This is a genomic window from Aquaspirillum sp. LM1 (assembly GCF_002002905.1).
Taxonomy (GTDB): domain Bacteria; phylum Pseudomonadota; class Gammaproteobacteria; order Burkholderiales; family Aquaspirillaceae; genus Rivihabitans.
In genome coordinates, this window is sequence record NZ_CP019509.1 from 2,195,326 (window position 1) to 2,218,098 (window position 22,773).

Consider the following 22,773-nt stretch of genomic DNA (forward strand, 5'->3'; position numbering starts at 1 on the left):
AGAGCTGGCGGGGCAAATGCCCCGCCGCAAGTCAGGTGGAAGACTCAGGAATGCGCTGATTGATTCAGGAAAATCGTGTTTGCCAAAAGCAAAATCCAGCAAAATCAACACCCTGGATCCCCGCCTTCGCGGGGATGACAATTGTTTCAGCGTTTCCTCAGGATTCCTTGCTGCAATCACGCGGGGTGATGCCCTTTTCCTTGGCGTAGGCCTTGGACGAGGTTTCGATGATCGGGCGCAGCAGCGCGCGGTCGGCTTGCACCCAGTCGGAAATCACCTTCCACTGCTTGCCATCCCACTGCTGGAAGCGCACCGCGCCGCCGCCTTCGTGGTCCGCGCACGACAGCTTCAGCGGTTGCAGCAGGCCGTAGGCACCCACTTCCTTCAGGCGTTTTTCATCAAACTTCAGATGCTCGAAGCCCCAGCGCACCTACTCGCCGCTTAGCGGCTTGTTGCCAAACTTGGCTTGCGCCACGCGCACGGCTTCCACGTTGAGAATGCCATTCACCACGCCCAGGTTGTAATACACATTGCCAAAGCGTTTCGGGTCGGCCAGATTGCCCTTGCCGGCATCAACCACGGTGGTCTTGATGCCCTGCAGCACCGGGAACTGAGTACCAGACGGGTGGGTGGTGATCGACACATAGCCCTTGGCGGCGGCACCAGCCGGGGCGGCGTCGTCTTCCGAGTTGGACCAGATATTGCCGATGATGTGGTCAACCGGGAAGCCGGTTTTCTGTGCGGTTTTCAGCGCCACCGGGTTCATCACCCCCCAGCCGCGCAAAATCACCCAGTCGGGTTTTTCCTTGCGGATGGTCAGCCACTGCGATTGCTGTTCGTTGCCGGGATGCGGCACTTCCAGCAGGGTCAGCTGAAAGCCGTATTTCTTGGCCAGCAATTCCAGAATCGGGTTGGTTTCCTTGCCGTAGGGCGAGCCGTGGAACAGGGTGACGATTTTCTTGCCCTTGAGCTTGTCCAGCCCGCCGCTCTTTTGCCCGATGTAGTTGATGATGGCTGAGACTTCCGAGTACGGGTTCAGCTGCAGCGGGAACACATACGGAAACACGCTGCCGTCGGTGGAGTCGGTACGGCCATGGTTGATGGTGATCAGCGGCAGCTTGTCGGCGGTGGAGCGGTCCAGCGTGGCGTAGGCAATGCCCACCGACAGCGGATTGGTGGCTGCCGCCGGCGCGCCGTTCAGGCCTTTTTTCAGGCGCTCGTAGCACTCCACGCCTTTTTCCACCACGTATTCGGTTTCGCATTCGCTCCAGGTCAGCTTGACGCCATTGACGCCGCCTTCCTTGGCGTTGATGTATTGCAGGTAATCAATAAACCCGCCAAAAAAGCCAGTGCCGCCCGCGGCGTAGGGGCCGACGCGGTAGCTTTGCAACGGAAAATACTGCTCACCCGCCGCCTGGCTGCTGCTGCTGAAGGCGGCCAGGCCGATGGCCAGCGCCAGCGGGAGTGCGCGAAGGGAGGATCGTGCCATGGATAACAAACTCCTGTAGAGAAGGGTAGAAATGCCCGATGGGTGTGACGGTGTGAATACGGTGCAATCGGTTTGGGCGGCGCGTGGCTCAGTAACGTAGCGGCCACACCCGCAGCCGGGCGCGTGCCTGTTGCCACAGCCGGGCCAGGCCATCGGGCTCCTTGATCAGGAACACGATGATCAGTGCGCCAAAAATGATTTTTTGCAGGTTTTCCAGCTGACCAGAGGGCAACCAGTCGGCAAAATACACGCCGGACAACACCGACAGCGCCACCGGCAGCAGCACGATGAACGCGGCCCCCAGGAAGTTGCCAAGGATGCTGCCCATGCCGCCAATGATGATGATGAACAGCACCTGGAATGACCGGTTCAGGTCAAAGCCATGTGGTTCAACCGTGCCCAGATAGGTGAACGCCCACAGCGCCCCGGCCACGCCAAGGATGAAGCTGCTGATGGCAAAGGCCAGCAGCTTGGCCTTGAACACCGGGATGCCGATCACGGCAGCTGCCGTGTCCATATCGCGCACCGCCATCCAGTAGCGGCCCAGCTCGCTGTGCAACAGGTTGCGCGCCAGCAGCACCAGCGGCAGTACCACGCTCAGCGTGAGCAGATAGCGGCCCAGCGGCGAACTGAAATCCTGGCCGGCCAGCAGCAGCGGCGGTGCAGTAATCACCCCGGAGGCGCTGTCATTGGAAAACCAGCTGAATTTGGTCAGCACCCACTGCACAAAAAACTGCGCCGCCAGGGTGGACACCAGCAGGTAAAACCCCTTGATCCGCCCGCTGGGCAAGCCCACCAGCACGCCCACTGCCGCCGCCACCAGACCGCCCAGGCCAATGCCGGCCAGCAGCGGCAAGCCCGGCAGGCGCAACAGCAGGTTGTAGGTGGCAAAGGCACCCACCGCCATGAAGGCTGCCGAGCCCAGCGACAGCTGGCCGGCGTAGCCGGTGAGCAGGTTCAGCCCCAGCCCGGCCAGCGACAGCACCAGAAACGGAATCAGAATGGCGCTGAACCAGTAATCATTGCCCAGCCACGGAATCACCGTATAGGCGGCCAGCACGGTCAGCCACAGGGCCAGCCGCTCCTGGCGCAGACGAAACAGCCGACGGTCCTGGCGGTAGGCGGTGGAAAACTGGCCGGATTCCAGATAAAACATCTTGATGCTCCTGATAGTGCGGGTTACACCCGCTCGATGGCGCGCTCGCCAAACAACCCTGCCGGACGCACCAGCAAGAAGCCCAGCGCCAGCACATAGGGGAACCAGTTTTCAATGCCGCCGCCCACCAGCGGGCCGATATACACCTCGGCCAGTTTTTCGCTGGCACCAATCAGCAGGCCGCCGACAATGGCACCGCCGATTGAGGTAAACCCACCGATGATCAGCACTGGCAGCGCCTTGAGCACAATCAGCGACAGGGAAAACTGCACCCCCAGCCGCGCCCCCCACAACAACCCGGCCACCAGCCCGACAAAGCCGGCCACCGCCCAGACAATTGCCCACATCCGCCGCAGGCGCACGCCCACCGCCAGCGCCGCCAGTGGATCGTCGGCCACGGCGCGTAGCGACAGGCCAATGCGGGTGCGGCTGAACAACAGCGACAGCAGCGCCACCAGCACGCCGGCAGTGGCAGCGGCAAACAAATCAAACTGCGACAGCAACAAGGGTCCAACTTCCAGCGGCACATCGTCAATGCCCAGTTCCAGGCCATGCACCTGCGAGCCCCACAGCACCTGGGCACCGCCCTCGATGATGTAGCTCAGCCCCAGCGTGGCCATGAACAGGGTGATCGGTGGCCGGTTAACCAGGTGCTGCAGCACCAGCCGTTCGATCAGCAAGGCCAGCACCAGCATGGCCAGCAGGGTGATGGCCAGCGCCAGCGCAAACGGGACGCCCCGCTCCAGCAGGCTGACAAAAGTCAGCGCGGCAAACAGCACCATCGAGCCCTGGGCAAAGTTGAATACCCCGGATGCCTTGTAGATCAGCACAAAGCCGATGGCGACCAGCGAATACATCACCCCGGCCAGCAGCCCGCCGAGCAACACTTCAATCAAAAAAGACATACGCTTTCCTCGCGCCGGCCTGCGCCGTTCAGTGGTTACCCAGGTAGGCAGCAATCACATCCGGATTGCTGCGCACCTGCTCCGGACTGCCGTCGCCCACTTTCTTGCCGTAGTCCAGCACCACAATGTGGTCGGACAGGCTCATCACCACGCCGATGTCGTGCTCGATCAGCACCACCGTGGCACCAAATTCGCGGTTGGCGTCGATGATGAACTGGCTCATGGCCTGCTTTTCTTCCTGATTCATCCCGGCCATCGGCTCGTCCAGCAACAGCAAGCGCGGTTCTGCTGCCAGCGCGCGCGCCAGCTCAACCCGCTTTTGCAGGCCGTACGGCAGCTGGCCGACAATGGCGTGTCGCCATGGCTGGATATGCAAAAAGGCAATGATTTCTTCCGCCCGCTGGCGCTGGCGGGCTTCCTCGCCATGCACCCGGCCCAGGCGGAAGGTTTGCTCCAGCCAGCTGCTGCGGGTTTTCAGGTTGCGTCCGCTCAACACGTTGTCCAGCACCGACATGCCCTTGAACAAGGCAATGTTCTGGAAGGTTCGGGCAATGCCCAGTTCGGCGGCATGGTGTGGCGACATCTGCCGGCGTGTTTCGCCGGCAAAGTGGATTTCACCTTGCTGCGGCTGGTACACCCCGTTGATGACGTTCAATAGCGAGCTTTTGCCCGCGCCATTCGGGCCGATCAGCGCGCAGATTTCGCCGGTGGCCACGGCAAAACCGATATCGGTAATGGCGTTGACCCCTTTGAACGACAGGGAAATATGCTCAAGGCGCAACAGGGAAGAAGCAGACATCAGCAGGCTCCCGCCTGGCTGGCCGCCAGGACAGCAAAATCGTCCGCCGCGCTTACCGGTGGTAACACGGCTTGCCAGTCGGCCAGATCGGGCAAGGTGCGCACCTTGACCCCCAGCGCAGCAAACAGGCGCTCGGTGTCGGCAGACAGCGGCGGACCAATCAACAAGGGATGGCGGGTGTGAATCAGCCCGAGCACATCAAGCAGCGGCCTCCGCACCAGCCAGTAGCCCAGTCCGCGCCGCAGCGCGCCCGGTGCCGGGGCCAGCGCCCAGTCCACCAGCCGGCGTTGCCAGTGGCCGCGATTGGGCAGGCGCGCCTGCACCAGCGCCGCCAGCCGGCCATAGGTGTCGTGCGTGCCCGCCACCAGGGTGGGGCCAAGTTCACGACGGTCGTGGTCGCGGGTGGCCAGGTTTTCCGGAAAATTCAGCGCAAACCCTGCCACCAGCCACGGTGCCAGCAGGTAACGCACCTGGGCGGTGGCGGCGAATGCCCGCGCGGCCAGCGCACTGTCGCTGGCCTGCAGGCCTTCGCTGGCAATCAGCTGGGCAGCTTCGCCGAGCAAAAAGGCATGGCTCAGCGTGTATTGTTCGATTCCCCCCTCGCTCAGCCGCAAAAAGCGGAAAGCCACCGCATCGGGGTCAACCGCCAGGATCGACGCCTCTGCGGGTGGGGAGGTCAGCGCCTGGGCATACGCCACCCGGTTGGCGGCGTGGGCCGCCTTGCCCAGCCGCTGGCCATCGGCGTACACCACCGGCACGTCCGCCCCCAGCGCGGCCTGCGTCTGGGCCAGCTGTGCAGGCCCTTCGGCAAATACCAGCCGGGGGGCGGCGTACTGCAACAACGGGGTCAGGCTGGCGGGGGGCAACAGCGGGTCCAGCGCAGTCACCTCAGCACCCAGCGTCTGGGCTGCCAGGGTGAGCAGTAGCGCTTCCGGTCGTGGCGAGCTGAGCACCAGCAGGGTGTCTCCCTGGCTCAGCCCCAGCCCGGCCAGCTGACTGACCAGCCGGGCCACCTCATCGGCCAGCGCCTGCCAGCTGAATTCCTGCCAGATGCCCAGCCGCTTGTGACGCAGGCCAATCTGCCTGCCGCGCAGCCGCGCCAGCTGACGCAAGGCCGCTGGCAGGGTGGGCAGTGGATGAGCCACAGAAGACAATGCGCGAGCCATGACCCCTCCCCGCCGCTTAGGCCGGCACCGCTTCGCGGGCAGCCGGTTGCGCCTGACGGGCTTCCAGCTCGCGCACCAGCGGCAGCACTTTTTCGCCGAAGTAGGCCACTTCTTCCTGGAAGTGCAGGAAGCCAGACAGAATCAGATCCACACCCACGGCCTTGAGCGCCACGATGCGCTCGGCGATTTGCTGCGGGGTGCCGATCAGATTGGTCTTGAAGCCGTCGTTGTACTGCACCAGATCCTCAAAGGTGGACTTGGCCCAGTTGCCTTCGCCTTCCGGGCTGGCGGCACCGGCTTGCTTGACTTCGTGACCAAAGGCGCGCACAGCCTCCGGGTCGGCGTGTTCGATGATTTCCGCCAGCACGGCCTGGGCTTCTTCCTCGGTGTCGCGGGCAATGATGAAGGCGTTGATGCCGATCTTGACCTGATGGTTGTTGGCAGCGGCCTTGGCGCGGATGTCATCCACCTGAGCCTTGATGCCTTCCACGGTGTTGCCGTTGGTGAAGTACCAATCAGCGGCGCGCGAGGCCATGTCGCGAGCGGCGCGCGAGCTGCCGCCCTGGAAGATTTCCGGGCGCGGCTGTTGCAGCGGTCTCGGTTTCAGGCTGTAGTTGTGGAAGCGGTAGAAGTCGCCCTTGTAGGTGAAGTTGTCCTGGGTCCAGATGCCCTTGAGCACGTCGATGAATTCTTCCGAACGGCGATAGCGTTCGTCGTGCTCCAGCCACGGCTCGCCGATGGCGGTGAATTCGCCACGGAACCATCCGGAAACAATGTTCACCGCAATGCGGCCATTGGTCAGGTGCGAGATGGTGGAAATCTGCTTGGCCAGCACCGCCGGATGCCACGGGCCTGGCAGGATGGCGGCGATTACCCGCAGCTTGTCGGTGGCGGCCAGCAGCGCATGGCTGATCGCCACCGATTCATGCTGATATTCCGCGCCATAGCCAGCGGTAAAACGAATCTGCGACAGCGCATATTCAAAACCGGCGTTTTCGGCAATTTGCGCCAGTTTGCGGTTGTAATCGATATCCCAGCTGGTGCGCTGCGGAATCTTGCTGATTACCAGACCGCCACTGACATTTGGCACCCAGTAGGCAAATTTGATCGGGGCTTGGCTCATGGTTTATCTCCCAGTGAAAGACGTAAACAAAAATAATTTGGCAAAAGCGGGGGCTGATTCAGCAGCAGACGGAAGGGCATGAAACCCGATACCGCAGCAGAATCTTTCAATCAATATATAGCAGCAAGTTTGCCAGTTTAATTATTGTTTATATTCAGTAACTTATAAAACAATCCGGCGAATGGGGGATTATTATTTTTCAGCACCCCTGCTGATGGGCTGCTGATTTTTCAGCATATTCAACCCTCTGAATGAACTTGCTCCATTCAAGCCGTATTGCCCTATGCGGAAACAGAAGAAACTTCCGGCAGCGTGCAATACATCAGCCAGACATCAAGACCATGGTACTGACCAGTAAAAATCCAATGAATTTTTCTGAATTTTATTGCTTTTGACATAAAAAACCACCGGAGGCAATTGCCATCCGGTGGAATAAGGGGTAAAGCAGTGGGTTCAAAAAGGAAGAGGCCGTCACGTCATCGTGAGGGTCAGGACACCGCCACCGGCACACTCAAGCTGCGCCGGGCCGTGGCCGGACGGGCGGGGGCGTGCTGCTGGCGGTAGGCAATCAGCGCGCTGATGGTGATGATGGTCAGCTGGTGCTGACGGGCAAACCGCAGCAAGTCGGGTCGGCGCGCCATCGAGCCATCGTCGTTGACGATTTCGCACAACACCCCGGCAGGGTAATGGCCTGCCAGCTGGGCCAGATCCAGCGCTGCTTCGGTATGGCCAGGCCGCGCCAGCACGCCGCCTTCACGGTAGCGCAATGGAAAAATATGGCCGGGCCGGGAGAAATCATCGGCCAGCGCTTCCGGGTTGGCCAGGGCGCGCAGGGTGGCGGCGCGGTCGGCGGCGGAAATGCCGGTGCTGGTGCCATGGCGGTAATCTACCGTCACGGTAAATGCGGTGCCCTGCGCTTCGGTATTGCGCGCCACCATCAGCGGCAGCGCCAGTTCATCCAGCCGCTCGCCGTGCAGCGCCACGCACACCACGCCGCTGCTGTGGCGCACCAGAAACGCCATCTGTTCCTGGGTGATGGTGTCGGCGGCGATGATCAAGTCGCCTTCGTTTTCGCGGTCGAGGTCATCCACCACCACCACAAATTCGCCACGTGCGACGGCGGCAATCGCGGCGTGCGCCGGGTCGAAGCCGGCTTCTTCTGCAAAATCGGTCATGATCGTGTCCTGTTGTCGGTCAGGCGTAAAAAGACGGCTGGGGGTAGCTGTCATTCAGCGCCCAGTTGCCCAGTTCCTGTAATTTGTAATCCACCGGATCGTGCAGGCTATGCACGCGCAGATTGCGCCAGAAGCGGTCCAGACGCAGCGCCGCCGTGGTGGCGCGCGCGCCGGTCACGTCAAACATCCGGCTGGTCAGATCCAGCCCCACCCTGGCGGCGGTCACCTTGGCGGCGGCCACGCTGATGGCCAGTTGTCCCCGGCGCGCGGCATCCAGCTGTTCGCCCAGCGCCCAGGCGCTGTCCAGTTCGGCGGCGGCGCGTTCGGCCAGCAGGCGCGCCCCCTCCAGCCCGGCCCAGAATTCGCCGTAATGCAGCAGGGTGTACGGATCCTGGTTGGCGCTGCTGGCCAGCGAGGTGGGCCACCGCCGGCGCTGGGTCAGCGAATAGCGCTTGGCTTCGGCCAGTGCGCCTTCGGCAATGCCCAGGTAAATGATGGTGAGGATCAGCTGGGCAATCAGCGGACGCAGGGTGGAAAACGGCGTGGACAATGGGCCGGGCTCCAGCAGGGCTTCATGGCTGGCCACGCGCACCTGGTTGAAATCCGCCCCGCCGCTATCGGTCTGGCGCTGGCCGATATTGTCCCAGTCGTGGTACAGGGTGATGCCCTCACGCCGGGTGGGCAGGGCGGCAATCAGCAGCTTGTCGCTGTGCGGCTGCACGGCTGACACCACCAGCATGTCGGAATCCAGCGCGCCGGAGCAAAAGCTCTTGCTGCCATGAAACTGGTAGCCCTGCGCGTCGGCAACCGCTACGGTGCGGGTGTCCAGCGGGTTCAGCGCATTGCCCCAGAACCAGCGTTCGCGCACGGTGGATTCAAACCACGGCTGCCACTGCGCCGGCTGGCCAAACAGCCGTACCGTGGCCAGCAGCAGGTGCTGAAAGGCAAACACATGGGCCACCGAGCTATCCACCCGGGCAAACTGGCGCACAATCGCCAGGGTGTCCTGCCAGTTGGCCCCCAGCCCACCGTGCTCGGTGGGAATGATCAGGGTGAGCAGACCGCTTTGCCGCAGGGCGTCGCGCTCGGCTTTCGGGGTTCCCCCCAGTTGGTCACGCTCGACCGCAGTTTGGGCAAATTGTGCCGCCAGGGTCGTGGCGCGCTGAAAAATGTCGTCACGCGAGAGGGCAGCCTTGCTTTGCTGATGGTTTTTCATGACCCGATAGCCTATTTAAGTTAAAGCCGCTCACACAATCCAGCGTAGCGGTTCTGGCCAGACGCGCCGCTGCAGACAGTACGCGTCGGCACCACAACGCCAGAGGGTTGGTGAGTGGCCCTTATTGCTGATTAACCCAATTCCAGGGTTCCGCCCCCATACTGCCGAACTGAATTGACCTGGTTTGTTATTTTCAGCCTGATGCTGGTTCAGGCGGAATAGCCAACCAAACAGCAGATACCATGCCATCCTGGCCATTTCGCATGAAATCCGCCCGATCTGTTGCCCAGCCATCAGTTTTGCTGCCCAGCCCACAGGGATTGCTGCTTAATCAGCAATCCCTGTGGGCAGAGGTATGATCTTCCACTTGGCACGACTGCTGAATCAGCAGCATGTCTTCCGCATGCTGCTGATTCAGCAACAGCCTATTTTTCTTACAGCAGAATTTCTGCTTAGCAATCAACTTTTTTCGCAGGTCAGTGCTGCGCAAATCCTTTATGCTGGCCCGACAGCAGCACAAGCACGACGCATAACCCGGTCAGTGCTGATTGAACAGCATCGCGGGCAGCCAATTAAAACCGGCAGCCATGTTTGCTCGTGATTGCCCCCACTCCATACTCAAGGAAAACCACGTCATGGCTTACTGGACTGCCGAAGACACCACGGACAGCCCACTGCAGATTGCCCGATCGCTGGCCGAGGCATTTGCCCGCACGGCGGTAGAGCGCGACAACCAGGGCGGCACGCCCAAGGCCGAGCGCGATGCCATCCGCCACAGCGGCCTGCTGCGCCTGTCGATTCCGCGCCAGTACGGCGGGCTGGGGGCCAACTGGCACGACACGCTGATTGTGGTGCGCGAACTGGCCAGGGTGGATAGCTCGATTGGCCATGTGTTTGCCTTTCACCACCTGATGCTGGCGTCGATCCGCCTGTTTGCCCAGCCGGAACAATGGCAACCCTGGTATGAGCATACCGCCCGCCATCAGTGGTTTTGGGGCAATGCAATGAACCCGCTGGACACGCGTACCCTGTGCCGGGAGTTTTCCGGCTGGTATGAGTTATCGGGTAAAAAGAGTTTTTGCTCTGGCGCGCTGGATTCAGAAATGCTGCTGGTGTCAGCCATTGGTGAATCCAACCAGAAATTCATCACCGCCGCCGTGCCCACGGCCCGCAGCGGCATTGCCATCATTCAGGATTGGGATAATATCGGCCAGCGGCAAACTGATAGCGGCAGCGTAAACTTTGAACGGGTGCGGATTGAGCACAAGGAAATTCTGGGCGACCCCGGCCCATTGAGCACACCATTTTCCTGTTTGCGCTCGCTGCTGGCCCAGCTGATTCTGACCAATATTTATATTGGCATTGCCGAGGGGGCATTTGCCGAGGCCAAATATTATACCCTGCACGAAGCCCGGCCCTGGTTTTTGTCCGGTTTAAGCCAGATTCAGGATGATCCGTATATCCTGAATCACTATGGTGAATTCTGGATGGGGCTGGAAACAGTGCGCACGCTGGCCAACCGCGCCGCCGAGCAACTGGATGCCGCTTACCAGCAAGGCGAGCGGCTGAGTGAAGCTGAACGCGGCCAGGTGGCCGTGGCAGTGTCGGTGGCCAAAGTGGCCGCCACCCGGGTGGGCCTGGATCTGACCAGCCGGATGTTTGACGTGGCCGGTGCCCGCGCCACCCATGCCGGGCTGCGGCTGGACCGCTACTGGCGCAACCTGCGCACCCACACGCTACACGACCCAATAGACTACAAGATCAGGGAGCTAGGAACATGGGCTTTGATGGAACGCTACCCCACACCGACGTTTTATTCATGAACCACGCAGACAGACGCCCGGCCAGGCCGGCCCACGACCCTGGGCGCGGGGTGATTACCCTGCCCAACCCGCAATCGCTGACCACCTCGATCCGCGCCACGGCCCAGGTGTTTGAAGACCCGCAGTCGGTGGCGCTGCTGGCGCGCATCCGCCAGATCGCCCCCAGCGAAGCCAATGTGCTGATCATTGGCGAAACCGGCACCGGCAAGGAGCTGGTGGCACGCCATGTGCACGCGCTCAGTCATCGTCACGGCCAGCCGTTTCTGGCGGTGAATTGCGGTGCGTTTTCAGAAAACCTGGTGGAAAGCGAGCTGTTCGGCCACGAAAAAGGCGCGTTTACCGGCGCGTTCGACGCCAAGCCGGGCTGGTTTGAAGCCGCCAATGGCGGCACGCTGTTTCTGGATGAAATTGGTGACCTGCCGCTGCACATTCAGGTCAAGCTGCTGCGGGTGCTGCAGGAGCGCGAAGTGGTGCGCCTGGGCGCACGCAAGGCCATTCCGATCAATGTGCGCCTGATTGCCGCCACCAACGTCAAGCTGGAAGAAGCCGTCGCTGCCGGGCATTTCCGCGAAGACCTGTACTACCGGCTGCGGGTGGCGCTGCTCACCCTGCCGGCCCTGCGCGACCGTCCTGGCGACATCATTCCGCTGGCGCACTATTTTATCGACGAATACCGCCGCCGGCTGGGCTACAGCAAGATCAGCATCCTGCCGGAAGCCGAACAGAAACTGCTGTCGCACGCCTGGCCGGGCAATATCCGCGAGCTGGAAAACATCATTCACCACGCCCTGCTGATCTGCAAGGACAACCTGGTGCGCCAGGAGGACATTCACCTGCCACTGTCGCTGCCCTTTGCCCAGCGCGCGCTGAGCCGCCTGCCCGATGCGCCGGCCAGCGGGGCCAGTGGCCAGGAACGCCTGCGCGCGGTGTTGAACGAGCTATTTGAAGCCCATCACGACCATCTGTTCGAGCTGATCGAAGAAGCGGTAATCCGCTCGGCGTATGACTATTGCCACCACAACCAGGTGCAGGCTGCCCGGATTCTGGGGGTCAGTCGCAATGTGATCCGCTCGCGGTTGATCAAGATCGGGGCCATCAGCGCGCTGAAATAGCCTTTCTGTGTAGCTCTCCTCTTGCGGCACATCCCCTGTGTCGCGTGTTGCGCCCCGACTGGATTGTCGGGGCGTTTTTTCTGGGCGGCGCGCTGCCCTGCCAGGGCCATCGCGCGATGCAAAAAAGTGGCGCGCCCTGCTCCATCGATAAAACACCTGCCCGCCCAGCCAAAGCGCGGGGTTTATTGTGCAAACCCTGAACTCACCCCAACGCGACTTTGCCACGCCAGACCCTCGCCGCATCATCCGCACTACATTGCACGCAATGGCAATCAGACAAGCGCAAAGCTGGATCATGACCCCCTGTTGCTGCGCCAGCCATCATCGGTCGATAGCGCATCCTGGCTATGCTGCGGCAGCCACACCCCTTGTGCCGGGTTGTCTTCGGCCACGGTGCGGATGCGCGGCGACTGGCCCTGCACATTGCCAAAAATGGTGGCAATTGCCACATCCGCCGCGTCCCGACCGGTGCCAAAGCGCACCAGCCCCATGGGAATCACCGTGCCGGACGGGTCAAAGATATACCAGCGCTCGCCCAGGTAAACCTCCACATAGGCATGAAAATCCGGCAGCCCCAGCGCCGGATCGGCGCCGTAATCGGTGCCGGTGGCAAAGCGGGCCGGAATATTCAGCGCCCGGCACAGGGCGATCATCAGATGAGAAAAATCGCGGCAAATCCCCACTTGCTCAATCAGGGTATCCACCGCCGAGGTATTGGAGTTGGACGTGCGCGAGGTAAATGTCACATGGCGGCTGACCCAGTCGCAAATGGCCTGCACCCGGCAATGCCCCTGCCACAAGTGACCAAACTCGCGGTTGGCCAGCTTGATCAGCCGGTCGGACTGGCAATAGCGGCTGGGGTACAAATAGCCAATCACCTCCGGCGGCAGCCGGCACACCGGCACTTCGGCCAGTTGGGCTGGCGCGGTGTGCTGGTGCAGCAGCGCCACCGTGGCGTGATACGACACCGCCAGCGGGCCGGGCAGCGCATGCACGCGCATATAGCGGTTGCCGCTGACCGGGTCAGTTTCCACCTGCACCGGCACCGGCTGGCTAAGCTGCAGGGTTTCTGCCACCACGGTCTGACAGGGGGTTTGTGCGGCGTGAATGTTGAAGATGAAATCGGCCCCTTGCGGGTCGATGGTATAGCTTAATTCAATATCCAGTTCGATGCGGACCATGCGGCAGACTCCACGGCGGCACGCAGACGTGCCGCGTTTGGCGAGGGTGAAGCACAAGCGCTGAACAGCTACATCAGCGCGACGCTGGCATGATCCCCTGTGCCAGGCACGGCTGTCGGTGGGCCAGCGCACAGACCGCATCGGCCAGCATGTGGCAGGGCGGCGTCAGCCGGGGCCGGGGTGGGCATTGGCGTGGGGGCGGAAAGTGTGTCGCCAGTGGCTGGGCGACACCCCCAGGCGCTGGCGAAAATGGTGGCGCAGGCTTTCTGGTGAGCCAAAACCGGCCAGGCCGGCAATTTGTTCCACCGGCAGATCCGTGGTTTCCAGCAGGCGCTGGGTCAGCGCCAGACGTTCGGCCAGTAGCCAGTGGCCAAACGGTACGCCGGTGAGCTCACGAAAATGGCGGGTCAGCGTGCGCCGGCTCATCAGCGCCCGTTCCGCCAGGCTATCCAGGGTGTGCGTCTGGTGCAGATGGGCGCGCACCCAGTCAAGCAGCGCGCTCAGCCGGGTGTCGCGGCGGGTGTCTGGCAGCGGCTGTTCAATAAACTGTGCCTGACCGCCCTGGCGGTGCGGTGGGGTGACCAGCCGGCGCGCGGCGCGATTGGCCAGCTCGGCCCCGCAGTGCTGGCGCAGCAGGTGCAGGCAGCAGTCGATGCCGGCGGCGGTGCCCGCCGAGGTGAGCAATTGGCCATCGGCCAGATACAGCACATCGGCGTCCAGCTGCACCTGGGGATAGCGGCGGGCAAAATCGTCGGCGTAGGCCCAGTGCGTGGTGGCGCGGCGGCCATCCAGCAGCCCGGCTTCGGCCAGCACATAGGCCCCCAGACACAGCCCAACCACCTGCGCGCCCCGGGCATGTGCCGCCTGCAGGGCGCTGAGCAGCACCTGCGCCGGGCGCTCTTGCGGGTCACGCCAGCTGGGCACAATCACCGTATCAGCGTCAGCCAGCACGCTGAGGTCATGCTCCACCGTCACGCTGAACCCGGCTGTGGTGCGCAATGGCCCGGTTTCCCAGCTGCACACCTGCACCCGAAACGGCGACGGACTCGGGCAGGCTTCGCCAAACACCACGCAGGGCGCTGACAGATGAAAGGCGCTGATACGGTCAAACGCCAGCACGGCAATGGTGTGTATCGACATCACAATCCGCCTTGATCCAGTTTGGCCCGATATTAACGTAGCTTGTCTTTCGGGTCACTGCCGGGCGGCACCGCCAGCGGAGATAATGCGCTGGCTTCCTTCCCTTTCACCCTGCTTCAAGAAAGCCCGCCACCATGCGCACTGCCCTGATTGTGATTGATGTCCAGAATGATTATTTTGCCGAAGGCGCGTTTCCGCTGTGGGCCGCCGACGCCGCGCTGGCGCAGATTGAACAGGCCATTGCCGCTGCCCAGGCCCGGCAGTGGCCAGTGATTCTGGTCCAGCATATTGCCAGCGCGCCTGGCCCGTTTTTCAACCGCGACACCCCCGGCGTGGCAATTCACCCACGCATTCTGGCCGCCGCACCCGATGCGCCGGTGGTAATCAAAACCGAAGCCGACAGTTTTTTTGCCACCACACTGGCCAGCACCCTGGCTGGCTATTCGCTGGACGAGCTGCTGGTATGCGGGATGATGACGCACAACTGCGTGACCCATACCGCCCTCTCGCCCGCCGCACAACCCTATACGGTGACTGTGCTGGGCGATGCCTGCGCCACGGTCAGCGACATCCTGCACCGGATTGCCCTGCGGGCACTTACCCTGCGGCTGCCGGTGCGCACGGTGGCAGAAGTATTGGGCTAAAGGAGGATCGCCGCGCGGTGCAGAACAGCATTGAAACAAGCACGGCACTGGTTTTTGTCGGCATGTTAGGCAGGCATGGCCGACGAACCCCTTGCGCAGGACTGACTTGCACTCAGCACGTCCCGGCTACGCCGTCCGCGCCATCCTTCCCCGCCCTGAACGGCGGGGCTTGCCGCGCACCGGGTCAACCCTGCGCCAGCGCCGCTTTCTGCAATGCCACCAGTTCGCCAATGCCAGCTTCGGCCAGCGCCAGCAGCTGGGTCATTTCATCGCGGCTGAACGGCACACCCTCTGCCGTGCCCTGGATTTCCACAAAGCCGCCAGCGCCGGTCATGACCACATTCATGTCGGTATCGCAGGCGGAATCTTCCGGGTAATCCAGATCCAGCACCGGCACACCCTGATAGATGCCCACCGAAACAGCCGCCACATGGTCAAGCAGCGGCGACTCTTTCAGCGCGCCGCGCGCCATCAGGCCGGCAATGGCGTCGGCCAGCGCTACCCAGGCACCGCAGATGCTGGCGGTGCGGGTGCCGCCGTCGGCCTGGATCACGTCACAGTCGATCACAATCTGGCGCTCGCCCAGTTTTTTCAGGTCCACCACCGCGCGCAGGCTGCGGCCAATCAGCCGCTGGATTTCCTGGGTGCGCCCGCTCTGCTTGCCGCTGGCGGCTTCGCGCTTCATCCGGCTGCCGGTGGAGCGCGGCAGCATGCCGTATTCGGCAGTAACCCAGCCCTGGCCTTTGCCCTTGAGAAAGCCGGGGACGTTTTCTTCCACGCTGGCGGTACAAATCACCTGAGTGTCGCCAAAGCACACCAGCACCGAACCTTCGGCGTGGCGGGTGAAGTGGCGGGTAAACTGCACGGGGCGCAGCTGGCTGGCCTGACGGGTAGAGGGGCGCATGAGCAATCCGGAAAGAAGAAAACCCCAAGTATACAAAACCTTGCCCCAGCCTGGGGGACAGGACACAACTACCCAATCCGCATGAATCTTGATCTGTGTGCTAACACCATGAAGAAATTGGGTGTTATAGTGAAATCCGGCACCTGAATGATTGCCCTCATTCCGGGCCGGTTTTTCTGTCCTGGCCAGTGGGCCAGGGCATCAACAGGCTTTGTGGAGTATTGTCGATGATTTTGAGCATGACCGGTTTTGCCTCGATCAGCCGTGAGTTTCCCGGTGGTTTGCTGGCGATGGAACTGCGGGCGGTCAACCACCGTTATCTGGATGTGCAACTGCGCCTGCCGGAAGAGCTGCGGGTGATTGAACCGCATCTGCGCGAGCAGATTGCCGCTTCGGTCAGCCGGGGCAAGCTGGAATGCCGGGTCACCCTGGCGCAGTCGGCGCAGGACACCCCTCGGCTGGAGCTGAACACCGCCTTGCTGGACAGCCTGCTGGCGGTGGCAGCCCAGCTGAAAAACCGGGCACCGCACGCCAAGGACCTGAGCGCGGGCGAGCTGCTGCGCTGGCCGGGCGTGCTCAACAGCAACAGCCTGGACCCGGAAGCCCTGCAGCAGCTGTGCCTGGGCCAGCTGGCGGCGCTGCTGGCCGATTTCAACGCCACCCGCGCCCGCGAAGGCGACAAGCTGGCGGACATGCTGCGCGCGCGCATTACCGAAATCGAAACCATCGTGGCCCACGTCAAGCCCAAGCTGCCGATGATTCTGTCCACCTGGCAGGCCAAGCTGAGCAGCCGCCTGCAAGAGGCGCTGGGCAGCGTGGATGACGACCGGCTCAAGCAGGAATTCGCCCTGTTTGCGCAAAAGATTGACGTGGACGAAGAGCTGTCGCGGCTGGGCGCGCATTTGTCCGAGGTGAAGCGCATTCTCAAGCAGGGCGGCCAGTCGGGCAAGCGGCTGGATTTTCTGATGCAGGAGCTGAACCGCGAAGCCAACACGCTGGGATCGAAATCGGTATCGACAGAAACCACGCAGGCATCAGTGGAGCTGAAAGTGCTGATTGAGCAAATGCGCGAGCAGATCCAGAATATCGAATAAGCCGCGCTGCGCTGGGTGCTGTAAATGACGCACCCCCCGTCTGCCAGTGGCAGCGGGGGGTGCGTCATTTGCAAAAAAGAAAAGGCCCATGAAAACCCAGTATATGGAGCCATTTCGTTGCAGAAATAATGATTTTTTCCGTATTTCTTTAAGGAAACGCTGAAAAATCGTCATTCCCGCGAAAGCGGGAATCCAGGGTGTTGATTCTGCTGGATTTTGCTTTTGGCAAAACCGATTTTTCTGAATAAATCAACGCGCCCTTAACCAATCAGCCGAGCAGCCAAAACACTGCCAGCACGACATTTACCGATTTTTACACGATAACGCCCCCTGCGGCTCTGGCAACCCACCCAGCGTCTTGCCTATCATCATCGGCCTGATCAACCCCGCTACGCCACCATGCCATCCTCACTCGACACCCTGTTTGCCGCCGGCCTGCATGCCCTGCAACACCAACGCGCCGCGCATGCCGCCGAGCAGTTTCGCGCCGCGCTGGCGCTGGCGCCGGATCATCCAGCATTGCACGCCAATCTGGGGTTGGCACTGGAACAGCAGGGCCAATTGGACGCCGCCGAAGCCTGCTACCGCCAGGCGCTGGCCGCTGATGCCAGCCACAGCGAGCTGTTTCTGAATCTGGGCGGGTTACTCACCCGCCAGCGCCGGCTGGAAGAAGCCGAAGCGGTGTATCAGGCGGCGCTGGCGCACGGCCATGCCACCCCGGCGCTGTACTCCAATCTGGGCGTGCTTTACGCCATCCTGAAACGCGATCAACCGGCCGAGGCGTGCTACCAGCAGGCGCTGGCATTGCAGCCGGATTACCCGACGGCCCGCTTCAATCTGGGCTATCTGTATTTGCGGCGGGGCGATTACGCCCAGGGCTGGGCCTGTCTGGAAGCGCGCGACTGGTATCAGGCGCTGGCCCAGGTGCTGCCGTGGCCGCGCTGGCAGGGTGAGGCGCTGGCCGGGCAGGCCATCTTGATTGGCGTGGAAGCCGGGCAGGGCGACATGATTCAGTTTTGCCGCTACGCCAGCCAGCTCAAGGCGGCAGGCGCACGCCGGGTGGGGGTGTTGTGCCATCCGCCGCTGGCCCGGCTGTTTGCCCGGCTGGAAGGCGTGGATCAGGTTTACCCGCTGGGCGCAGAGCTTGACCAAGACTGGGATTGCTGGACCCCGCCGCTTAGCCTGCCTTACCATTTTCATACCCGGCTGGACAACATTCCCGCCGCGCTGCCGTATCTGCACGCCGACCCGGCCCTGCAGGCGCACTGGGCCAGCCGCCTGCCGGCACGCGCCGATGGCTGGCGGGTGGGGCTGGTGTGGAAGGGCAATCCGCGCTTTGAAAACGACGCCGAGCGCTCGCTGCCTGGTTTGCACACCCTGGCGGCATTGGCTGATTTGCCCGGCATCCAGTGGGTCAGCCTGCAAAAAGGCGCAGGCGAAGACCAGGCGCTGGCCGCCGATGCGCCGTTTGCCGTGCATGCGCTGGGGCCTCAGCTGAAGGATTTTGCCGATACCGCCGCCGTGCTGGCGCAGCTGGACTTGCTGATCAGCGTGGACACGGCCAGTGCCCATCTGGCCGGCGCGCTGGCCGTACCATGCTGGGTGCTGCTGCCCGACTACCAGACCGACTGGCGCTGGCTGCAACAGCGCAGCGATTCACCGTGGTATCCGGGCTGCATGCGCCTGTTCCGTCAGCCACAGCAGGGCGACTGGGCCAGTGTGGTCAGCGCCTTGCGCACCGCCCTGGCCAGCTGGGGGCCGGGCACCAGTCCGCGCTGAAAGCAGGGAGACACGCTACGCGCCCGGCTTGCGCGCTGACGGCAGCAAGCGCTGCAGCACAGCCTGCACCGTGTCGCGCATCAGTGGTTGTGCCGAGGCGTTGGGATGGATGCCGTCGGCCTGAAAGCGCTGACGGTCGGTGGCAAAACCCTCGACCAATAACGGCACCCACGGCAACTTTCGCCGTTTGGCCAGGTCGGAGTACACCGACTGGAACGCCTGGCCGTACTGGCTGCCATAATTGGGCGGCAGCGCCATGCCAATCAACAGCACGCGGGCCTTGGCTTGTGCGCTCATTGCCACCATCTTGTCCAGATTGGCCTGCATCGCGTCCAGCGGCAGGCCGCGCAGGCCATCATTGCCGCCCAGTTCCAGAATCACGATGTCCGGCTTGTGCTGCGCCAGCGCGGCAGGCAGCCGGCTGAGCCCGCCCGCCGTGGTTTCGCCGGACTGGCTGGCGTTGATCACCTGATGCGCCGGCAGTGACTGGCGCAGCAAATCCACCCAGCCTTCGCCCGGCCTCAGGCCGTAGCCGGCGGACAAGGAATCGCCAAACACCATGAGGGTAGCCGCCCAGCTAGGCGCCGCCGCCAGCATGGCCAACCACAGGATAAATTGTTTCATGTCATCAACCTCTCTTCCTCCGATTCTGCAAGCCCATGATGTGGCCCGGCAAGTGGTTTATGGCGGGGAAACCCTGACCATTCTGCGCGGGGTGAACATGACGGTGAACACCGGCGAGACGGTGGCCATTGTCGGAAGTTCCGGTTCAGGCAAATCCACCCTGCTGGGCATCCTGGCCGGGCTGGACCATCCCAGCGACGGCCAGGTGGTGGTATTTGGCAAAAGCCTGTCACTGCTTGACGAAGACGAGCGTGCCAAACTGCGACAGCGGCTGGTGGGCTTTGTGTTTCAGTCGTTTCAGCTGCTACCGGCGCTGACCGCGCTGGAAAACGTGATGCTGCCGCTGGAGCTGGCTGGGCTGAAAGGCGCACGCGAGCAAGCCGCCGCCATGCTGGAGCGGGTGGGGCTGGGCCGGCGGCTGGGGCATTATCCGCGCCATTTGTCTGGCGGCGAACAGCAGCGGGTGGCGCTGGCGCGGGCGTTTGTCGGTGAACCCAAACTGCTGTTTGCTGACGAGCCCACCGGCAATCTGGACGCCGACACCGGCGAGCAGGTGATTGAACTGCTGTTTACCCTGAACCGCGAGCAGGACACCACGCTGATTCTGGTCACCCACGACGCCGGGCTAGCCGGGCGTTGCGAGCGGATCTTGCGTCTGGACGCCGGCAAGCTTAGCGAGGTGCGCCATGCGGCTGCTTGACCGTCTGGCGCTGGCGCTACGGCTGATGCGCCGCGAACTGGTTGCCGGGGAGCTCAGCGTACTGCTGGCCGCGCTGGTGGTGGCGGTGGCAGCGATGAGCAGCGTGGGTTTCTTTACCGACCGGGTAGACCGGGCACTGCACCAGCAGGCCACCCAGCTGCTGGCCGCCGATCTGGTGCTGAATGCCGACCACCCGGAGATTGCCCGCTGGCAAGCACCGGCGCGCACCGCCGGGCTGGACACTGCCAGCACGCTGACGTTTCCCAGCATGGTGCTGGCCAATGGCCAGGCCCAGCTGGCCACTTTCAAGGCGGTCAGCCCTGGCTATCCGCTGCGCGGCGAGCTGACCATTGTGCAAGGCGGCCAGGCACGCACCCTGCGTCAGGCCCCGGCCCCCGGCACACTCTGGGCTGACGCCCGTCTGCTGGGCCGGCTGCGTCTGGCTGAAGGTGATGTGCTGACGGTGGGCAATGCCCGTTTGCGCGTGGCCGGGGTGCTGCAGCGTGAGCCGGATGGGGCGATGGATTTGTACAATTTCATTCCCCGTTTGATTCTGCATGAACAGGACATTGCCGCCACCGGCCTGATTCAGCCGGGCAGCCGGGCGCGCTGGCGCCTGCTGGTGGCTGGCGCGCCAGATGCGGTTGAGCGTTTCCGCCAGACGGTCAGCCCGCAACTGCAACGCGGCGAGCGGGTGGAAAATGTGGAAGAAGCCCGCCCGGAGATCCGCACGGCGCTGGAGCGGGCCAAGCGCTTTCTGGGCCTGACCGCGCTGTTGGCGGTGGTGCTGTCGGCGGTGGCAGTGGCACTGGCTTGCCGGCGTTATTTGCTGCGCCACCGGCAGGCGGTGGCAGTGATGCGCTGCCTGGGGGCTAGCCAGCAGGCCATGCTGACCCTGTACGCCAGCCAGTTTGCCTTGCTGGCGCTGGTGGCCGGGGTGCTGGGGTGCGCGCTGGGCTGGCTGGTGCAAGAGCTGGTGCTGGCCCAGCTGGCCAGCCTGCTGGGTGGCGTCTTGCCGGCACCGGGCTGGCTGCCCTGGGCGCAGGGCCTGGCGGTGGGGGCCACCCTACTGTTTGGCTTTGCCCTGCCGCCCTTGCTGGCACTGCGCCGCACGCCCACACTGCAAGTGCTGCGCGAAGAAGCCACGCCAGACCGGGCCGGCTGGGGCAGCTATGCGCTGGGCGCGCTGGCGCTGGTGGGGCTGATGCGCTGGCAGGCGGGCGAATGGCCATTGGCGCTGGCGGTGGCACTGGGGTTTGCCGGATTTATCGCCCTGGCGGCGCTGGCCACCTGGAGCGCGCTGGCGCTGCTGCGCCGCCTGCCGGGCAGTGGCCGGGTGGGCTGGCGCTATGGGCTGGCCAATATGGCGCGCCGGCGCGGGCTGTCGATCACCCAGGTGGTGTCGCTGTCCGCCGGGTTGATGGCGCTGCTGATTTTGTCGGTGGTCCATGGCGACCTGCTCGGTGCCTGGCAAAAAAACGTGCCGGCTGACGCCCCCAACCGCTTTGTCATCAATCTGCAAGCGCCACAACGCGAGGCGTTCAGCGCCACCCTGCGCGCCCACGGCCTGCCCGCGCCCGAGCTGGCACCGATGGTGCGCGCGCGCCTGCTGTCGATCAACCAGCAAACGGTGCGCCCGGAACACTACCCGGACGAGCGTGCCCAGCGCCTGGCAGAACGCGAGTTCAACCTGTCCTGGGCCACCCACTTGCCCGCCGACAACCAGCGGGTGCAAGGCAGCGCCTGGAACCCCAGGCAGCCAGGGTTTTCGGTAGAAGTAGGCATTGCCGACACGCTGGGCATTAAAGTGGGCGACGTGCTGCGCTTTGACCTGGCCGGCACCGAGCTGCAAGCGCCAGTCACCAGCTTGCGCAAGGTGCAGTGGGATACCTTCAAGGTGAATTTCTTTGTGTACGCCAGCCCGGTGATGCTGGCGCAACAGCCGGCCAGCTATCTGACCAGCTTTTACCTGCCGCCCGGCCAGGAAGCGCTGGTGGACAAACTGGTCAGCCAGTTTCCCAACCTCACCGTGCTGGATGTCGGGCTGATCCTGAACGAGGTGCGCAGCATGGTGGCGCAGCTGGTGCAGGCCATGCAGGGGGTGTTTGGCTTCAGCCTGCTGGCCGGCATGCTGGTGCTGTGGTCGGCCACGGTGTCTACCCAGGACGAACGGGCGCTGGACGTGGCGCTGTTGCGCACCCTGGGCGCGTCGCGCCGGCAAGTGGTGGGGGTGGTGCTGGGCGAATTGCTGTGGATTGGTGGCCTGGCCGGGCTACTGGCGGCACTGGGGGCCATGGGTTTGTCAGCGCTGATGAGCGTGCAGGTGCTGAATCTGCCGGCCACCCTGAACCCCTGGCTGCTGCTATGGGGGCCGCTGGGTGGCGCGCTGGCGGTGAGCCTGGCCGGCTGGCCAACCAGCCGGCGGATTATCCGCACGCCGCCGCTGGCTACCTTGCGCCGGCTGAGCTAGTAGCCAGTCACGTTGAAACACGATGGCTCACGTTCCACGACGAACCACTCGCCGCGCCCCACCGCGTCATTCCCGCGCAGGCGGGAATCCAGGCGTGTCCACAGCGTACAGCGGGGTGAGCGCTCATCAGCGCTACCTGCGCCATGCCCACCGCGCACGCTGTGGCGCGGTCTGGGTTCCCGCCTTCGCGGGAACGACACCTGAGGTGAAACTCATGCCGAAAGCGCTCTAGCTGCCAGTCATTTGCTTCATATCATCGTGACTGGCTACTAG

At 63.2% G+C, this 22,773-nt stretch carries 21 protein-coding genes; 8 read left to right on the plus strand and 13 right to left on the minus strand.

The annotated features are described in order from the left end of the window. Positions 1-157 precede the first annotated feature (157 nt). The 9 genes from BXU06_RS18150 to BXU06_RS09470 all read right to left on the minus strand — a co-directional run bounded on the left by BXU06_RS18150 (position 158) and on the right by BXU06_RS09470 (position 9,029). Positions 158-430, minus strand: a complete 273-nt coding sequence (locus BXU06_RS18150) for a hypothetical protein (RefSeq protein ID WP_253189435.1) — start codon at positions 428-430, stop codon at positions 158-160. Then, positions 431-1,489 (minus strand): ABC transporter substrate-binding protein, encoded by a 1,059-nt coding sequence (locus tag BXU06_RS09435; RefSeq protein ID WP_253189436.1) that lies wholly within the window; start codon positions 1,487-1,489, stop codon positions 431-433. A gap of 88 nt (positions 1,490-1,577) precedes the next feature. Further along, on the minus strand, positions 1,578-2,645 hold the full coding sequence (locus BXU06_RS09440) for a branched-chain amino acid ABC transporter permease (protein WP_077298950.1): 1,068 nt from the start codon (positions 2,643-2,645) through the stop codon (positions 1,578-1,580). A gap of 23 nt (positions 2,646-2,668) precedes the next feature. After that, positions 2,669-3,550 carry a branched-chain amino acid ABC transporter permease gene (locus BXU06_RS09445; protein WP_077298952.1) on the minus strand — a complete coding sequence of 294 codons (882 nt, stop codon included), beginning with the start codon at positions 3,548-3,550 and terminating at the stop codon, positions 2,669-2,671. A gap of 28 nt (positions 3,551-3,578) precedes the next feature. Next, positions 3,579-4,349 carry an ABC transporter ATP-binding protein gene (locus BXU06_RS09450; RefSeq protein WP_077298954.1) on the minus strand — a complete coding sequence of 257 codons (771 nt, stop codon included), beginning with the start codon at positions 4,347-4,349 and terminating at the stop codon, positions 3,579-3,581. Further along, positions 4,349-5,515, minus strand: a complete 1,167-nt coding sequence (locus BXU06_RS09455; RefSeq protein WP_077298956.1) for an AMP-binding protein — start codon at positions 5,513-5,515, stop codon at positions 4,349-4,351. Before BXU06_RS09455 ends, BXU06_RS09450 begins: the two co-directional genes overlap by 1 nt. A 16-nt stretch (positions 5,516-5,531) precedes the next feature. Beyond that, on the minus strand, positions 5,532-6,638 hold the full coding sequence (gene sfnG / locus BXU06_RS09460; protein WP_077298958.1) for a dimethylsulfone monooxygenase SfnG: 1,107 nt from the start codon (positions 6,636-6,638) through the stop codon (positions 5,532-5,534). A 488-nt stretch (positions 6,639-7,126) separates the two neighbouring features. After that, on the minus strand, positions 7,127-7,813 hold the full coding sequence (gene ribB, locus BXU06_RS09465) for a 3,4-dihydroxy-2-butanone-4-phosphate synthase (protein ID WP_077298960.1): 687 nt from the start codon (positions 7,811-7,813) through the stop codon (positions 7,127-7,129). A gap of 19 nt (positions 7,814-7,832) precedes the next feature. Further along, positions 7,833-9,029, minus strand: a complete 1,197-nt coding sequence (locus BXU06_RS09470) for an acyl-CoA dehydrogenase family protein (RefSeq protein ID WP_077298962.1) — start codon at positions 9,027-9,029, stop codon at positions 7,833-7,835. 367 nt (positions 9,030-9,396) lie between these two features. Here BXU06_RS09470 and BXU06_RS17415 point away from each other — a divergent pair, with 367 nt between their 5' ends. From BXU06_RS17415 to BXU06_RS09480, 3 genes are read left to right on the plus strand one after another with little or no spacing between them, the layout of a single operon-like run. Next, positions 9,397-9,630, plus strand: a complete 234-nt coding sequence (locus BXU06_RS17415; protein ID WP_150125168.1) for a hypothetical protein — start codon at positions 9,397-9,399, stop codon at positions 9,628-9,630. Between the two features lie 34 nt (positions 9,631-9,664). Beyond that, a complete protein-coding gene (locus tag BXU06_RS09475) occupies positions 9,665-10,852 on the plus strand; it encodes an acyl-CoA dehydrogenase family protein (protein ID WP_077298963.1) in 1,188 nt (395 codons plus the stop codon). Continuing rightward, positions 10,849-11,964, plus strand: coding sequence for a sigma-54-dependent Fis family transcriptional regulator (locus BXU06_RS09480; protein WP_216352455.1), 1,116 nt, complete (start codon positions 10,849-10,851; stop codon positions 11,962-11,964). The genes BXU06_RS09475 and BXU06_RS09480 overlap by 4 nt, the downstream gene beginning before the upstream one ends. A 293-nt stretch (positions 11,965-12,257) precedes the next feature. Here the strand turns inward: BXU06_RS09480 and BXU06_RS09485 are convergent, their stop codons facing one another. Both BXU06_RS09485 and BXU06_RS09490 read right to left on the minus strand, forming a co-directional pair. Further along, on the minus strand, positions 12,258-13,145 hold the full coding sequence (locus tag BXU06_RS09485; protein WP_077298967.1) for a transglutaminase family protein: 888 nt from the start codon (positions 13,143-13,145) through the stop codon (positions 12,258-12,260). A 165-nt stretch (positions 13,146-13,310) separates the two neighbouring features. Further along, the gene (locus BXU06_RS09490; protein ID WP_077298969.1) at positions 13,311-14,285 is read right to left on the minus strand and encodes a GlxA family transcriptional regulator; all 975 of its coding nucleotides are present in this window, start codon (positions 14,283-14,285) and stop codon (positions 13,311-13,313) included. 134 nt (positions 14,286-14,419) lie between these two features. Here BXU06_RS09490 and BXU06_RS09495 point away from each other — a divergent pair, with 134 nt between their 5' ends. After that, complete coding sequence (locus BXU06_RS09495) at positions 14,420-14,929, plus strand: cysteine hydrolase family protein (RefSeq protein WP_077298971.1); 510 nt, start codon at positions 14,420-14,422, stop codon at positions 14,927-14,929. A gap of 184 nt (positions 14,930-15,113) precedes the next feature. On the opposite strand, the gene rph is transcribed toward BXU06_RS09495, so the two are convergent. Beyond that, positions 15,114-15,833 carry a ribonuclease PH gene (gene rph / locus BXU06_RS09500; protein ID WP_077298973.1) on the minus strand — a complete coding sequence of 240 codons (720 nt, stop codon included), beginning with the start codon at positions 15,831-15,833 and terminating at the stop codon, positions 15,114-15,116. Between the two features lie 227 nt (positions 15,834-16,060). Here rph and BXU06_RS09505 point away from each other — a divergent pair, with 227 nt between their 5' ends. Beyond that, complete coding sequence (locus BXU06_RS09505) at positions 16,061-16,927, plus strand: YicC/YloC family endoribonuclease (RefSeq protein WP_077298975.1); 867 nt, start codon at positions 16,061-16,063, stop codon at positions 16,925-16,927. Between the two features lie 399 nt (positions 16,928-17,326). After that, complete coding sequence (locus BXU06_RS09510) at positions 17,327-18,706, plus strand: tetratricopeptide repeat protein (RefSeq protein WP_077298977.1); 1,380 nt, start codon at positions 17,327-17,329, stop codon at positions 18,704-18,706. Positions 18,707-18,721: 15 nt separating this feature from the next. Here BXU06_RS09510 and BXU06_RS09515 read toward each other — a convergent pair whose 3' ends face one another. Then, a complete protein-coding gene (locus tag BXU06_RS09515) occupies positions 18,722-19,330 on the minus strand; it encodes an arylesterase (protein WP_077298979.1) in 609 nt (202 codons plus the stop codon). On the opposite strand from BXU06_RS09515, the gene BXU06_RS09520 reads away from it, so the two are divergent. Together BXU06_RS09520 and BXU06_RS09525 are read left to right on the plus strand one after the other, a co-directional pair. Continuing rightward, the gene (locus BXU06_RS09520) at positions 19,329-20,030 is read left to right on the plus strand and encodes an ABC transporter ATP-binding protein (RefSeq protein ID WP_077298981.1); all 702 of its coding nucleotides are present in this window, start codon (positions 19,329-19,331) and stop codon (positions 20,028-20,030) included. The genes BXU06_RS09515 and BXU06_RS09520 overlap by 2 nt on opposite strands. Continuing rightward, positions 20,017-22,500: an ABC transporter permease gene (locus BXU06_RS09525; RefSeq protein WP_077298982.1), complete on the plus strand. Its 2,484-nt coding sequence runs from the start codon at positions 20,017-20,019 to the stop codon at positions 22,498-22,500. Before BXU06_RS09520 ends, BXU06_RS09525 begins: the two co-directional genes overlap by 14 nt. Positions 22,501-22,773 lie beyond the last annotated feature (273 nt).

Bases quoted from the DNA above. Each gene is read 5' to 3' on its own strand.
- BXU06_RS09435 (WP_253189436.1), bottom strand. From the start codon at position 1,489: ATGGCACGATCCTCCCTTCGCGCACTCCCGCTGGCGCTGGCCATCGGC.
- BXU06_RS09440 (WP_077298950.1), bottom strand. From the start codon at position 2,645: ATGTTTTATCTGGAATCCGGCCAGTTTTCCACCGCCTACCGCCAGGAC.
- BXU06_RS09445 (WP_077298952.1), bottom strand. From the start codon at position 3,550: ATGTCTTTTTTGATTGAAGTGTTGCTCGGCGGGCTGCTGGCCGGGGTG.
- BXU06_RS09450 (WP_077298954.1), bottom strand. From the start codon at position 4,349: ATGTCTGCTTCTTCCCTGTTGCGCCTTGAGCATATTTCCCTGTCGTTC.
- BXU06_RS09455 (WP_077298956.1), bottom strand. From the start codon at position 5,515: ATGGCTCGCGCATTGTCTTCTGTGGCTCATCCACTGCCCACCCTGCCA.
- sfnG (WP_077298958.1), bottom strand. From the start codon at position 6,638: ATGAGCCAAGCCCCGATCAAATTTGCCTACTGGGTGCCAAATGTCAGT.
- ribB (WP_077298960.1), bottom strand. From the start codon at position 7,813: ATGACCGATTTTGCAGAAGAAGCCGGCTTCGACCCGGCGCACGCCGCG.
- BXU06_RS09470 (WP_077298962.1), bottom strand. From the start codon at position 9,029: ATGAAAAACCATCAGCAAAGCAAGGCTGCCCTCTCGCGTGACGACATT.
- BXU06_RS09475 (WP_077298963.1), top strand. From the start codon at position 9,665: ATGGCTTACTGGACTGCCGAAGACACCACGGACAGCCCACTGCAGATT.
- BXU06_RS09480 (WP_216352455.1), top strand. From the start codon at position 10,849: ATGAACCACGCAGACAGACGCCCGGCCAGGCCGGCCCACGACCCTGGG.
- BXU06_RS09485 (WP_077298967.1), bottom strand. From the start codon at position 13,145: ATGGTCCGCATCGAACTGGATATTGAATTAAGCTATACCATCGACCCG.
- BXU06_RS09490 (WP_077298969.1), bottom strand. From the start codon at position 14,285: ATGTCGATACACACCATTGCCGTGCTGGCGTTTGACCGTATCAGCGCC.
- BXU06_RS09495 (WP_077298971.1), top strand. From the start codon at position 14,420: ATGCGCACTGCCCTGATTGTGATTGATGTCCAGAATGATTATTTTGCC.
- rph (WP_077298973.1), bottom strand. From the start codon at position 15,833: ATGCGCCCCTCTACCCGTCAGGCCAGCCAGCTGCGCCCCGTGCAGTTT.
- BXU06_RS09505 (WP_077298975.1), top strand. From the start codon at position 16,061: ATGATTTTGAGCATGACCGGTTTTGCCTCGATCAGCCGTGAGTTTCCC.
- BXU06_RS09510 (WP_077298977.1), top strand. From the start codon at position 17,327: ATGCCATCCTCACTCGACACCCTGTTTGCCGCCGGCCTGCATGCCCTG.
- BXU06_RS09520 (WP_077298981.1), top strand. From the start codon at position 19,329: ATGTCATCAACCTCTCTTCCTCCGATTCTGCAAGCCCATGATGTGGCC.
- BXU06_RS09515 (WP_077298979.1), bottom strand. From the start codon at position 19,330: ATGAAACAATTTATCCTGTGGTTGGCCATGCTGGCGGCGGCGCCTAGC.
- BXU06_RS09525 (WP_077298982.1), top strand. From the start codon at position 20,017: ATGCGGCTGCTTGACCGTCTGGCGCTGGCGCTACGGCTGATGCGCCGC.